The following is a 12,711-nucleotide window of genomic DNA, read 5'->3' as shown; positions in this document are numbered from 1 at the left end:
AAACACCAATTGCTCCGCAATTGACGGTAGCGTCTTCGTCTAGTTTTGCATGAGGCGGACGGCGGTGCGTGCATAAACCCGTGCGCAATCGAGAACATCCTGCTCGCCGGCGAAGTCATCGACGCCGGCAGATAAAGTCGGTTGCGGACCGTAGCAGGCGGCCGGAACGCCGAGGTCTCGCCATCGCCGGGCATCGCTGCCAGGCAGACGGACAACAAGCTGCGGCGCTTCACCGCGAACCGTCGCAGCGGCCGCCGAGAGTTCTGCGACAACCGGGTTGGCAAGTGCCGTCCAGTTCGCATCCCATGCCTTGACCGCTTTGATTTCAATATCGGGGTTATTCTCGGCGGCGAGCCGAACCTTTTGCTCGATCTCCGCTCCGGTGATCCCGGGCGGCAGGCGAATATCGATCTGGGCGCGCGCCTTCGTCGGAATGAGACTACGCACACCACCAGCCTCCACCGTCCCCGCATTGAGGGAAACACGCAGGCCCAGATTTCCGTCTCCTCCCGAGATGCCGGCAATCTCCTGCGGGAGATCGGCATACAAGTCATTGATTCCATCGATACGCGTCAGAAGGCCGGCGAGCTTGGCCGCTGCTGTTTTCCCGCGAAGCGCGCCGGAGGAATGCCCCCCGTCGCCTGTCGTCTCGATGTCGAGCCACAGCAAGCCTTTTTCGGCGGGAGCAAGATGCATGAATCCCGGACCCTCGCCACTGATCAGGTAATCGCCGTGAACATCCGGGCGCGCTTTCAGAAGATGGACGGCTCCTCTCTCGCCGAACATCACCTCATCGCAGACAGCCGTCATGCTGAGGCTGCCCGGAAGGGATTTTCTGTGACGCGCCAAAACCACCGAAGCAACGCACATCGCCGCGAGCGCGCCCTTCATGTTGCCCATGCCGAGACCGTAAAGACGGCCGTCTTTCCTCGTCAGCTTGAGAACCGGCACCGACCATTTGCTTTCGTCGCCCGGCTGCATGGTGTCCATATGCGCGTTGAACACGACGTGACGGCCCTGCCCTTTGCAAACATGCCCGACGACGTTAGGTGCCTCCGGATCCCCAGCCACGATCTCGGTTTCGATCGCGCCGGCATTGAGAAATTTTTCCACGATCTGAGCCACCTCGACCGTGCGGCCGGGGGGACTGGCACTTGGTGCTTCGACGAATTGGCGGCAGAGATCGATCAGAGTCTCGTGTTCGGCCTGAACCTCAGCATCGATCGCCTGAAGGAACTGATCCAGATTCGACATTGATCGACCTCGTTTACGCAGCCGCAGCTTTGACGACATCCGCGGAGCGTCCGACGATCCGTTGATAGACTTCGGGATCGGTTGCGCCTTCGGTGCCGAACAACAGCACGACGCTGTCCGGGCCGAGGGCAAGACTGGCCCGGCTAGTGGCATCGCTTGCTGCAAGCACCAATCCCGCAAGACCTGCGACCGCCGATTCGCCGGCCACCACCGGTTCATCGCCGAACCTGGCATCAGCCAGAATCCGCATTGCCTCTGCCGCAGCTTCGTCCGTGATCGTCATGAACGCATCTGTGCCCGGCTCCAGGATTTTCCACGCAAGCAGGGAAACCTCGCCACAAGCAAGTCCGGCCATGATCGTATCAAGAGCGCCGTGGACAACCGTCGGCTTGCCTGCCACTGCACTGCGATAGAGGCAATCCGCCTTGTCGGGCTCGACAACGATGTACTTCGGACGCTCCGCGCCATAGCGCTGCCAAAGGTGCGAGCAGACCGCCGCGGCCAAACCTCCCACGCCACCCTGAACGAATACGTGAGTCGGCTTTGCTGGCGACTGGCCCAGCGCCTCCTCGACCATGACGCTGTAGCCCTGCATCACATCGCGAGGAACACTGACGTACCCTTCGTACGACGTATCCGAGACCACGTGCCACCCGTGTTTGGCAGCGTCGCTCGCGGCCTGCCTTACGGCATCGTCATAGTTCCCCGCAACGCGCCTGACTTCCGCGCCATAATTCGCGATCGCAAGGCACCGCGCTTCACTGACGCCAGCGTGGACGTAGATGACACAGCGGCAACCGAATTTCTGCGCACCCCACGCGACCGACTTGCCGTGATTTCCATCCGTGGCGCACGTCACGGTGATTTCCGACGTCAAGTCCGAGAACGATCTTGAGACGAAATCCTTGCTGCCGGCCTCGACGCCTTTCCGTTCCTTGACTGCCTGTTGCAGAAGACGAAGGACCGCATAAGCTCCTCCGAGTGCCTTGAAGCTGCCGAGCCCGAACCTTTCGCCTTCATCCTTATAGATGATCTGCTTCACACCGATGGCATGAGCGAGTTTGGGCAGGATTCTGATCGGCGTCTCGCTGTAGCCGGGCCAGGACATGATCTCCCGCCGCGCAACCTGAAAAGCGCTGTCGCTCAGAATGTCTGCTCGTCCGCCGGCGTCATACGCAACGGAACGATCGCTTCGCGGGTTGTTCAGCAACTGAACCGTATTAGACTTGATGACGCTCATATCGTCCGCCATTTCCTTCATTGGTGATGATGTTGATGCCCGATCAATAACCGAGGGCGATTCCGTCACGGCGACCGTCGGCTCCGCCGCGCAGTACGCCAAGCTCACGATCGATCCAGATGGCTTGCGCCGTGCCTAATGGGTTTTCCGGCCGTGTGACCCGATGACCGAGTTTCGTCAGCCCGACGGCGATTTCTTCCGGCACACTGCGCTCGATCTCCAGAGTGTCGCCGCGCGCGAACATGCGCGGGTGGTCGATCGCTGCCTGCACCGACATCCCATAGTCGACGACGTTCGTCAGAATCTGGACCTGTCCGAACGGCTGAAAGTGCGCACCCGTCACGCCAAACGGCATAACCGCCTGGCCATCCTTCGCCAGCATCGCGGGGATGATCGTATGCATCGGCCGCTTTCGGCCGGCGATGCAGTTGGGATGTCCATCCTCCAGCACGAATGACGACGCGCGATTGTGAAACAGGACGCCCGTTTTCTCGCAGGCGATTCCCGAGCCGAAATCCTCAAAAACAGAATTGATCAGCGAGACGGCCATACGGTCGCGATCGACAACCGAGATGAAAACAGTATCGCGATGCGGACGTTGAAGAACCGTTTCGATGTTCGCGATACGGCCGGTCAACGATATGTTCTGCCGCAGGCCTCGGATGTGCTCATCCGATAGCAGCCAATCGACAGGGATTTTTCCGGTCCGGGGATCCGCAACGAAAAGATCACGCTCGGCATAAGCCTGTCGGGCAACTTCCGCCTGAACGTGAAACCGCTCCACGCTCACGGAACGCCAGCTCGACAGGTCGAACCCCTCCAGCGCTTTCGCCATGAGCATGGGGACAATCCCTTGCCCATTCGGCGGGCATTCCCACAAGTCAAAGCCGCGATAATTCGTTGAAATGGCTGTCACGTATTCGGGTGAGAACTCCGCGAAATCTTCAGGACGATGCAGGCCGCCGTGACCGCGCAGGGTCTTCACCAGCTTGTCGGCGATGTCCCCGGTGTAAAATGCCCTGGCTCCGCCCTTCGCGATCGCACGAAGAGTTTTGGCCAGAGCGGGCTGCCGATGGATCACGCCGGCACGCGGGCCGTCACCATCGAACAGGAACAGCCGTGCCGCCTCTGGATTTCGTGTCAGCTTGCCGACCTGCTTGCCCCAATCGCGCGCAAGCCGTTCCGGCACGCAGCTTCCGTCCTCAGCCGCTTCAATGGCAGGCGCGAGAACGCGATCCCACGGCAAACGGCCGTGATCGAGGACGAGCTTCTCCCATGCTGCGATGGCGCCGGGCACGGTTACGGAATGCGGGGTTTCAACCTCGATCTCGCTGATTCCATTGTTGCGATACCAATGGAGGCCGGCCGCCTCGGGCGTCCAGCCCGAGCCGTTCAGCGCTGTCGGCGCCGTATCGCCTTCACGCATCAACAAGGCAAAACAATCTCCGCCGATGCCGGTCTGCGTCGGCTCGACCACCGCCTGAACCGCGGCGGCACAGACGGCTGCGTCGATGGCGTTCCCGCCAGCCCGCAAAGCGTCAAGCGCGGCAAGCGTCGCCCTCGGATGAGAGGTTGCGACCATTCCGTTTGCACCAACGGCCTCTGATCTCCCCGGCTGCTCGAAATCGCGATAAACGGTCATCGTACTACGTCCATATCCCGGCAGTGGATTTCAGAGCACGGCGAGACTTGCGTTTCGCAAGTCCGTTACCAGCATCGAGGATGGCGCATGCGTGATGCACAGCGATGGTTTTGCGCTCATCACGGCGAACTGCGGAGTCAAACCGCAAGCCCAGAACAGCGGAATTTCACCATCGGCAACCGTGCCGTCGCCCACGTTCTGATACCGGTTATCAAGATCGACGCCGATCATGGCAGGGTCGCCGATATGAACGGGCGCGCCGTGAACATTCGGAAATCGCGAGGTGATCTGAATCGCACGAATGGCATCGGCGGGACGAAACGCCCGCATGGTGACGACCAGCGGCGCCTCGAACGGCCCTGCAGACTCGGTTGGCATATTCGAGACGTAGACACCTGCGACGTTATTATTGGACAGGAAACGCAACGGAATTCCGGCTTCCTGAAGCGCCTCCTCAAAGGAAAACGAACAGCCCAGAGCGAAGGTGACAAGATCGTCCTGCCAATACGCCGAGATGTCGGTGACCTCCTCGACGAACTTGCCATCCCTGAAAATGTGATAGCGGGGAACGTCGGTGCGGATGTCGAGATCGTCGGCAAGCATCGGCAAATGCGGATTGCCGACATCGGACCTGCTCAGCAACGGGCAGGGCTTCGGGTTACGCTGGCAGAACAGCAGGAAGTCTTCCGCCCACGCCTTGGGAAGAATGCAGATGTTCGCCTGCACATGGCCCGGCGCCAGCCCGGCCGTATAGCCGGTGTAACCCATGCTGCGGGACGCATGCCGAACCTCGCGCGGATTGTTGCGATCCCAACCGGCGTTGCCGGCCTGAAGTTGCTGCTTCATGTCACTACTCCTTCACGACCACTCGCACGACCGTTTCCGGTCAATGATGCCGGGGCTCGCCGCCACAGTGCTTTCATTTATGACTGCGAATTGAAACCTGTCGGCCTCAGTTCGGTAGGAAAGTCTCCGCTTGCACCCGTCGTTCGTTATTCATTCACAGCCCACGGAACAGCGAGCTTCTCGATGAACTCCATCGCGTAATAAAGAACGATGCTCATGATTGTCAGTACGACGAGCGCGGCAAAGGCGACTGGCGTGCGCGCCTGTGACGACGATGCAAGGATGAGATATCCCAAGCCCGATTCCGCGCCGACAAATTCGCCGATCACCGCGCCGATCACGGCAAAGGTGATTGCGATCTTCAGGCCGACGAAAATATGAGGCATCGCCGTGGGAAAGCGAATCTTCACGAACGTCTGAAACTGATTGGCCGACAACGAACGGATCAGATCCATCACGGACGGCTGCACCGATGTCAGGCCGGTAGCGGTCGCAACGACGATCGGAAAGAAGCAGACCAGAAACACGACCAGAATCTTCGGCAAGACACCGAACCCGATCCACAACGCCAGCAAGGGCGCGATCGCGACCTTGGGAACGGATTGCAATCCAAGAAGGAGCGGATAGATGCTCTTGCGAAGGAACGGCGAGTAAACCACCAGGACCGCGAGCGGAATCGCCAGCACGATCGACAGCGCGAATCCGACAAGGGTTTCATAGAGCGTGACAAGCGTATGCTGCCACAACTCACCACGCCACTCGACAAAGGCCTTGGCAATCTCCGACGGAGCCGGAAGAAGCCAGGTGGGGACCTTGAAGTAAATGGCGCACCCTTCCCAGATCAGGACGAGCACGGCAAATGTTGCCAGCGGCGCAATGCTGTCCTTGATCGACCAGCGACCTTCGTTGATGACTTCGTCTTCAATGTCGTCGGCATCGGATTGCGTGATTGCATGTTCAGTCATCGTCTCACTCCCTAGCCGTGACCAATGACCGCGCGAATGCGATCCGAGTAGGATTTGAATTCCGGTAAGAATTCCATGTCGAGCGTTCGCGGACGCGGCAGCTCCACCGAAATAATTTCCGAGATCCGTCCGGGACGGGGCGACATGGCGACCACCCTGTCGGCCAGCAAAATCGCCTCCGATATATTGTGGGTCACGAAAACGATCGTTTTCTTTTCGACGTCCCAGATCCGCAGCAGTTCGAGTCCAAGCTCTTCACGCGTCAAGGCGTCCAGCGCCGCGAACGGCTCGTCCATCAGCAACATCGATGGATTATGGATAAGCGCGCGGCAGATCGCAGCGCGTTGCTGCATACCCCCCGACAACTCGCCGGGATATCTCGCCTCGAAACCCGATAATCCCACCATATTCAGAAGTTCGCGCGCACGTACCCGCGCCTTGGTGAGATCGAGACGGAGCACTTCGGCCGGCAGAAGCACGTTGTCCAGCACCGTTCGCCAGGGCAGCAAGACCGCCTGCTGAAACACGATACCGACCTGATTGCTCGGGCTCGTCAGCGGCGTGCCGTCAATCAGAATCCGCCCCTTCGACGGTTTGATGAGAGCACTGATCGCGCGCAGCAGCGTCGATTTTCCGCAACCCGATGGACCGACGAGAGCGATGAACTCGTCTTTCCCGATCGTCAGATTGACGTCCTGAAGGGCGACCGTTCTGCCGCTTGAAGTCAAATACGTCTTGTGCAGTTTCTCTATCACGACCTTGTCAGCAGGCCGATCCGACGACCTTGCGACCTGAATGCGCATGTCGGACACTTCCATGGACGATTTCCGGGAAAAAAGAGAGATAGTCTGGCTCTTACCCATCTGCCGGCAGCCTTTTAATTATCTCGTTGAGTTCAACCCCGGCTCTGATGCGTCGCCGCATCAGAGCTTCAAGGATCAGACGAGTCTACGCGGTCGGATTACTTGGCGACGAAGCCGTCCGCGAACACGTCGTCAATCGACACAGGCTTTTTCAGATCGAACGAGCCCGCGACGAGATCGATGGTTCGCTGCATCCGAGCCTTGTCCACGGCGCCCAATGGCTCCGGCGGCGTCTGCACCAGAGTCGAGATGACTTTCATTTCCGCGGTACCGATCTCGACATCGATCTGACGCTGATACTTGTTCAGGATCTTGGCTGCGGCTTCGGGATCGGCAATCGCGTCCTTCAAGCCGTGCAGTGTCGCCTGCACGAACCGCCGGACCATCTCCGGCTTGGACTTGATGACCTCGTCGCTTGCGATGATGCCGTTGCTGTAGAAATCCATTCCGACATCGGAGAACTTCATGATGACGAGCTTTTTCGGCGCGACCGCCTTCTGCATCAGGGCTTCGCTGATGGTATAATACGTCACCGCGTCGGCGCGCCCGAGGGCCAGAGTGGCCGCGATTGCATCACTCGTGACGAAAACCCACTTCACCTTCTTCTCGTCGATGCCGGCAGCCTTGGCATAGGCGGGAAACATCTTGGGAAGCGAACTCGATGCGGAGTCGGCAATGCTCTTGCCCTCCAGATCCTTTGGCTTGGTAATCCCGGAGCCTTCGAGGGTGAAAACCGCGTGCGGCGGCTTGGCGTAAACCTCGGCCACGATCTTCACGGGAACGCCGTCATTCGCGCGCCCGAGAATCACCGAAGCGGCATCGGCAAAGCCGATTTGCGCCGTGCCGGCGGCGACTTGTTTCACCGCATCCGCCGAGCCCTGTCCGCGGACGATGTCGACGTCCAGACCGGCTTTCTTGTAGTAGCCCTTCTCGAGCGCAACAAAGTAATAGGCGTGGCGGCCTAAATATCCGAAGTCCGTTACGAATGTCAGCTTGTCGGCTGCGTGCGCGCCCTGCACGGTCAGCAACGAGGAGAACAGCAGGGCCGACAGGCATCCCAAAAATGATCGAAAACAAGTCATTGGTTTCCTCCGTATCGCGGGATCTGATTCTGATGTCTTGGTGTCGATGAGCGGCGATTGCCGCACACATTCACCCTGCTGACCGGTCCTGTTTATGACTTCGATCAGCGAGAAAGCATCCTTGCGTGGTTTGGGATACTGGATCCAAGATTTTTCATTTGCAAGCGGTATTCGCCGCGATCGACGACTAAAATCGAGAAACGCAATAAAACCAATACTCATTTGTGCTCTTCCTTTTCGCTCTTGATCGAGTCAGACGCCACACCGGGCGGCAATTCTGGATCCAAGATGAAAAGCAATTTCCGGACCACTCTCGCCGAAACGAGCCGAGGTGTAGAGAAAACCCCGCTCACAGAACACAAATCGAGGGAAAGACCGGCTTTTCTCCACCAATCTGTGATAACGTCGTGAAATCAAATGCAGCGCCTGGAGATTCGATTTCTGTTTCGGCTTCAACCGAATCTGTCGCCCAGAGAGCGGCAATTGCTTGCAAATTGACCACAAACGGATCCAGTATCCACGTATGACCGACACAATCAACGTACAGCGACCGGTTTCGACCGCCGCCTGGCTTCTGGAAAGCCTTCGCAACTCGATCCTGGACGGCACTCGGCCGGCGCACAGCCTTATCCGGCAGGAAGAGCTTGCGGCGGTTTACGGTGTCAGCAGGATGCCGGTGCGCGAAGCGTTACGCTCGCTCGAAGCGGAAGGTCTCGTCATCAATCGTCCCAACAGGGGGGTCGTGGTCGCCCCGCTGGATCCGGACGACGCGCTGGAGATTTTCGATATTCGCGCGGCGCTGGAATCCCTGGCACTGCGCCGCTCTGTCCCTCGTATGGACGAGCGGCAGAAAGCGGATGCCACCGCCGCCCTGCAAGCCCTCGAGCAGGCCGCACCCGAGCAGGCGTCAAGCGCGCATCGTGCGTTCCATCTCTCGTTGTCGGCTGCGGCCGGCGACCGGCTGCAAAAGCTGATCGGTCAATACATCGATGCGGCGGCAAGATACCTCCGCGTCGAAGCTACACTTGTCGGAACCGTGGACGAGGACCGCTACGAGCATCGCGCTCTGCTCGAAGCGACGCTGTTAGGTGACGTCAGAGGGGCAACGCGACTGATCGAACGTCATGTCGCTGGAACGGGCTCTGAAATTGCGGAATTCCTGCGCGACCGGGATCGAGTGAGACGGGCAAGCCAGAATAAATGAATTCGCTGCGCTTCATTGGCGGACGTAACCTGGATCTCGATTTCAGCGAGCTCTCGTATTCGCAGAAACCCGGCGGACCAAAATAGCCACGACGCCTCGCCCCAACTGCCGATACCAGAAAAATCGCGCAGAGACGGCCTTGCTTATATCGATTTCAATATTGGCGATCGGGGGAAGAAGGGGTGGTGGCGGAGGCAGTCGAATGCGAACCGGTCTCCAGTGCAAATTCCCTGCTATCAGGGAAAATAACAGGGAATTCTTCAAAATCGTGGCTCGAGCGGCCAGTTGGACGGGTTATTCCCCCTAGAAGTCAGGGAGATACAGTCGAATTCCCTGCTTTGCCGAACAGGGAATTCTTCGGACCCTAACAGGGAATATTTTCTGCCGAACAGGGAAATTATTTGCAGCGTAGTAACCGTCCATTTCTCACACACTTTGTGTAACCCGTAAACACGATCTGTTCTCGCTCTCGATTTGCAAATGAGGAGAGTGAGATGGCGAATGAGAACGGAGCGTGGACGCGTCGGGATGAGGCATTCTGGCGGGCACATCACGAGGCGTGGAAGCGCAGCGATTTGAATCAGCGTCAATATTGCGAAGCAGAAGACATCCCGCTGAAGGCTTTCGGCAACTGGCGGGCGAAGTTCAAAGCCGAGCCGCAGCTGCCGAACGCAAATTGCTCTACCGGCGCCGTGGCCTAAGTCACACCCTAAGTCACAGTCTTAGTCACCCCCTTAGTCACAACCTAAGTCATGTGATTTATCCCTCCTCGCGGCCGGAAGGTCCCATTGTTCCTCGGCCGCGTGAGGGGCATCGGTGGCGGTTCGGTGAAGCCGACAAACGCCGCATTCTAGATGAGGCAGCGCAACCCGACGCCAGCGTCTCAGAGGTGGCGCGCCGCTATGGCATCGATCGCCGGATTCTGTGTCGATGGAAGCAGGAGCTGAGTCCGCCGCCATTTGTCGCCGTCGAGATCAGTGATGTGGCCCTGAGCGTCGAGAGGCCAGCGTCATGACGACCCTGCTCCCTCCGAACGTCAAGGTGCATCTGGCCCTGGGCTACATCGACATGCGCAAAGGTATCGATGGCCTCGCGATGCTGGTGCAAGGCGTCCTGCATCAGGATCCGTTCACCGGCCACCTGTTCGTATTCCGGGGCCGCACCAGGACCAACCTGATCAAGCTCATATTTTGGGATGGCAGTGGATTCTGCCTGTTCACCAAACGGCTCGAACACGGCGTCTTCTTATGGCCGCCGAGCGTCAAACCGGAGGAGACGCTGTCTCTGACCTCGGCACAACTGTCGCTACTGATCGAAGGCGTGGACTGGCGCGCGCCGGAACAGCGGTGGCGTCCGACAATCGCGGGCTGACGCTGCGACCAATTGACTCGATCATACAAGCAAAGCGGCGAGAGCGACGCGAGTCAGTTACTCTCCCCTGTCATGGACATCGATCTCGCCGCACTACCGGACGATGTGGAGACGCTGCAGCAGCTGGTACGCTCGCTCGCAACCGAGCGTACCAGTTTGCGCGAGGCGAATGCCGAGATCGAACGACTTAACCTCATCATCAAGAAGCTGCAGCGCAGCCAGTTCGGCCGGCGGGCAGAACAGCTCGATAGCGACCAGCTGCAGCTCGGCCTCGAAGATCTCAACACCGATCTAGCGCGCGTCGAAGCCAGGCTTCCGATTTCGCCCACCAAGGCCGAGACGCCGAAGACTCAAGGCCAGCGGCCAAGCTTGCCGGCGCACCTGCCGCGCGAAGAGATGCGGCTCGATGTCGAGCACGAGGCCTGCCCCTGCTGCGGCGGCGCGCTGCACCTGATCGGCGAGACGACAAGCGAGATCCTCGACCATGTCCCGGCACGGCTTCGGGTCATCCGCATCTGTCGACCGCGCTATGACTGTCGGGCTTGCGGGACGATTCATCAGGCGCCCGCGCCGGAACGGCCGATCGCCAAGGGCCTTGCCACTCCAGCCCTCCTCGCCCACGTCCTTGTTTCCAAGTATTGCGATCACCTGCCGCTTTATCGGCAAAGTCAAATCTTCAGCCGGCACGGCGTCGAGCTGGACCGTTCAACCTTGGCGAACTGGGTCGGTGGTGCCTGCTGGTGGCTGGAGCCTCTTCAAGCCAAGCTCGCCGAGCGCGTCTTCGCTTCCGGGAAACTATTTGCTGACGACACTCCGATCCCGGTGCTCGATCCCGGCCGCGGCCGCACCAAGACCGGTCGACTGTGGGTGTACGCCCGCGACGACCGGCCCTGGAATGGGCCCGATCCGCCCGCCGCGGTCTATCTTTACAGCCCTGATCGCAAAGCCGAGCGCCCCGCTTCTCACCTGGCCAGGTTCAGCGGCACCGTGCAAGTCGACGGGTATCCCGGCTTCGACCGGCTCAGCGACGGCGGCAGAATCCAGCTTGCAGGCTGTTGGGCGCACGCCAGACGCAAGTTCTATCAGGTGCAGCAGGCCACCGGCTCGCCTGTCGCGGCAGAAGCGCTGCGGCGCATCGCCGAGTTCTACGCGATCGAAACCGCCATCCGCGGCCATGCCGCCGACGCGAGGCAGCGCGTGCGCCAATTCAGATCGTTGCCTCTGGTCACGGCGATGAAGGCTTGGCTTGAGATGCAGTTCGCTCAAATCCCGCCCCGCGGCGCCTCGCCGACGCTATCCGCTACACCTTAAGCCGCTGGGACGTCCTCTGCTGCTTCCTCGATGATGGCCGCATCGAACTTAATAATAACACCGTCGAGCGAGCAATCCGTCACGTCACGCTCGGCCGCAAGAACCACCTGTTCGCCGGATCCGACGGCGGCGGCGAACGCTGGGCCGACCGTTTGCTCGCTCATCACCACCGCCAAGCTCAACAATGTCGAGCCCTTCGCCTATCTCAAGGACGTCCTCGAGCGCATGTCCGCCGGGCATCCGATGAGCCGACTCGATGAGCTTCTGCCCTGGAACTGGCGCCCGCCCACCGCTCTCAACTGACACCACGTGTCAGGATTGGACGCTTACGGATTTCCGAGAAGGACGGCGATGCCAATGTTCGCGTGAACCGTTCGAAGGTCTCATCGAAACCGGGCCATCGCTGTCGTCGGCTCCCTGGCACGCAATAGCGTGATCGACTAGCCATTAGCCTGCCACAAGGTCTTTGCCTGCAGTTCACAGGAGCGCAGGGGAAATCGCAACCAATCGTCTGTGGTCACATCATCAAAATCCGAGATCGCTCCCTGAACGGGTTTTCTAATATCACACAGCTCACCTTTGCGAAGAGCGAGACGCGGGAACTCCCTTCCACAGTCCGCATACAAAAAGTTGGCTGTCCTTGCAGAAGACGACGGCGAGGTTTTCCGAATGCAGCTGGACGAAGAGCCGAGCGGCAGCCAGTTTCGCGGCAGATATCGAGGTCGTCTGCCATTAACACAATCCATTCCAATCGGGGGTAACCCGCACAATGTCTTCACGCGGCGTTGCCGCGCCAGGAGCTCGATGGCGAAACAGCTAGCCTCACTGGTTCAAGATGCGCCACGAACCGCATGTCCGGCTTATCGATCCCCATGGCGAACGTCACGGTCGCAGCAAACAATCCTGATTGCGGGCACGCAAATGTGCAGCCAC

General features: G+C 59.5%; 12 protein-coding genes and 1 pseudogene. 5 read left to right on the top strand and 8 right to left on the bottom strand.

Annotated elements, in window-relative coordinates:
- Positions 1-39: 39 nt before the first annotated feature.
- The 8 genes from ASC80_RS00145 to ASC80_RS23405 all read right to left on the bottom strand — a co-directional run bounded on the left by ASC80_RS00145 (position 40) and on the right by ASC80_RS23405 (position 8,394).
- Positions 40-1,254 carry a M20 family metallopeptidase gene (locus ASC80_RS00145; protein WP_156464196.1) on the bottom strand — a complete coding sequence of 405 codons (1,215 nt, stop codon included), beginning with the start codon at positions 1,252-1,254 and terminating at the stop codon, positions 40-42.
- A 13-nt stretch (positions 1,255-1,267) separates the two neighbouring features.
- Complete coding sequence (locus tag ASC80_RS00140) at positions 1,268-2,515, bottom strand: diaminopropionate ammonia-lyase (RefSeq protein ID WP_244487151.1); 1,248 nt, start codon at positions 2,513-2,515, stop codon at positions 1,268-1,270.
- Positions 2,516-2,537: 22 nt separating this feature from the next.
- Complete coding sequence (locus ASC80_RS00135; RefSeq protein ID WP_056291656.1) at positions 2,538-4,136, bottom strand: gamma-glutamyltransferase family protein; 1,599 nt, start codon at positions 4,134-4,136, stop codon at positions 2,538-2,540.
- 30 nt (positions 4,137-4,166) lie between these two features.
- Positions 4,167-4,982, bottom strand: coding sequence for a putative hydro-lyase (locus ASC80_RS00130; protein ID WP_056291652.1), 816 nt, complete (start codon positions 4,980-4,982; stop codon positions 4,167-4,169).
- Between the two features lie 146 nt (positions 4,983-5,128).
- The gene (locus tag ASC80_RS00125) at positions 5,129-5,947 is read right to left on the bottom strand and encodes an ABC transporter permease (protein WP_056291649.1); all 819 of its coding nucleotides are present in this window, start codon (positions 5,945-5,947) and stop codon (positions 5,129-5,131) included.
- An 11-nt stretch (positions 5,948-5,958) separates the two neighbouring features.
- Positions 5,959-6,765: an ABC transporter ATP-binding protein gene (locus ASC80_RS00120; RefSeq protein ID WP_244487150.1), complete on the bottom strand. Its 807-nt coding sequence runs from the start codon at positions 6,763-6,765 to the stop codon at positions 5,959-5,961.
- A 143-nt stretch (positions 6,766-6,908) separates the two neighbouring features.
- Positions 6,909-7,892: an ABC transporter substrate-binding protein gene (locus ASC80_RS00115; RefSeq protein WP_056291646.1), complete on the bottom strand. Its 984-nt coding sequence runs from the start codon at positions 7,890-7,892 to the stop codon at positions 6,909-6,911.
- 349 nt (positions 7,893-8,241) lie between these two features.
- On the bottom strand, positions 8,242-8,394 hold the full coding sequence (locus tag ASC80_RS23405; protein WP_156464195.1) for a hypothetical protein: 153 nt from the start codon (positions 8,392-8,394) through the stop codon (positions 8,242-8,244).
- A 21-nt stretch (positions 8,395-8,415) separates the two neighbouring features.
- Between ASC80_RS23405 and ASC80_RS00110 the strand changes: the two genes are divergently transcribed.
- The 5 genes and pseudogenes from ASC80_RS00110 (at position 8,416) to tnpC (ending at position 12,081) form a co-directional block, all read left to right on the top strand.
- A complete protein-coding gene (locus ASC80_RS00110) occupies positions 8,416-9,096 on the top strand; it encodes a GntR family transcriptional regulator (protein ID WP_056291643.1) in 681 nt (226 codons plus the stop codon).
- Positions 9,097-9,590: 494 nt separating this feature from the next.
- Entirely contained in the window at positions 9,591-9,797 is a 207-nt protein-coding gene (gene tnpA, locus ASC80_RS23940; RefSeq protein WP_056291640.1) for an IS66 family insertion sequence element accessory protein TnpA, read from the top strand.
- Between the two features lie 53 nt (positions 9,798-9,850).
- Positions 9,851-10,111 carry a transposase gene (locus ASC80_RS24685; RefSeq protein WP_162244561.1) on the top strand — a complete coding sequence of 87 codons (261 nt, stop codon included), beginning with the start codon at positions 9,851-9,853 and terminating at the stop codon, positions 10,109-10,111.
- Positions 10,108-10,467 (top strand): IS66 family insertion sequence element accessory protein TnpB, encoded by a 360-nt coding sequence (tnpB, locus tag ASC80_RS00100; protein ID WP_056291637.1) that lies wholly within the window; start codon positions 10,108-10,110, stop codon positions 10,465-10,467. The genes ASC80_RS24685 and tnpB overlap by 4 nt, the downstream gene beginning before the upstream one ends.
- Positions 10,468-10,539: 72 nt before the next feature.
- Positions 10,540-12,081 (top strand): annotated as a pseudogene (gene tnpC / locus ASC80_RS00095) (IS66 family transposase).
- Positions 12,082-12,711 lie beyond the last annotated feature (630 nt).

This window comes from Afipia sp. Root123D2, assembly GCF_001425835.1.
GTDB lineage: Bacteria > Pseudomonadota > Alphaproteobacteria > Rhizobiales > Xanthobacteraceae > Afipia.
The sequence above is the reverse complement of the archived record's forward strand: the minus strand, read 5'-3'. Positions and strand labels throughout refer to the sequence as shown.

What these genes read in the sequence shown, in the direction of transcription:
- ASC80_RS00145 (WP_156464196.1), bottom strand. Translation starts at nt 1,254, where the DNA reads ATGTCGAATCTGGATCAGTTCCTTCAGGCGATCGATGCTGAGGTTCAG.
- ASC80_RS00140 (WP_244487151.1), bottom strand. Translation starts at nt 2,515, where the DNA reads ATGAAGGAAATGGCGGACGATATGAGCGTCATCAAGTCTAATACGGTT.
- ASC80_RS00135 (WP_056291656.1), bottom strand. Translation starts at nt 4,136, where the DNA reads ATGACCGTTTATCGCGATTTCGAGCAGCCGGGGAGATCAGAGGCCGTT.
- ASC80_RS00130 (WP_056291652.1), bottom strand. Translation starts at nt 4,982, where the DNA reads ATGAAGCAGCAACTTCAGGCCGGCAACGCCGGTTGGGATCGCAACAAT.
- ASC80_RS00125 (WP_056291649.1), bottom strand. Translation starts at nt 5,947, where the DNA reads ATGACTGAACATGCAATCACGCAATCCGATGCCGACGACATTGAAGAC.
- ASC80_RS00120 (WP_244487150.1), bottom strand. Translation starts at nt 6,765, where the DNA reads ATGGAAGTGTCCGACATGCGCATTCAGGTCGCAAGGTCGTCGGATCGG.
- ASC80_RS00115 (WP_056291646.1), bottom strand. Translation starts at nt 7,892, where the DNA reads ATGACTTGTTTTCGATCATTTTTGGGATGCCTGTCGGCCCTGCTGTTC.
- ASC80_RS00110 (WP_056291643.1), top strand. Translation starts at nt 8,416, where the DNA reads ATGACCGACACAATCAACGTACAGCGACCGGTTTCGACCGCCGCCTGG.
- tnpA (WP_056291640.1), top strand. Translation starts at nt 9,591, where the DNA reads ATGGCGAATGAGAACGGAGCGTGGACGCGTCGGGATGAGGCATTCTGG.
- tnpB (WP_056291637.1), top strand. Translation starts at nt 10,108, where the DNA reads ATGACGACCCTGCTCCCTCCGAACGTCAAGGTGCATCTGGCCCTGGGC.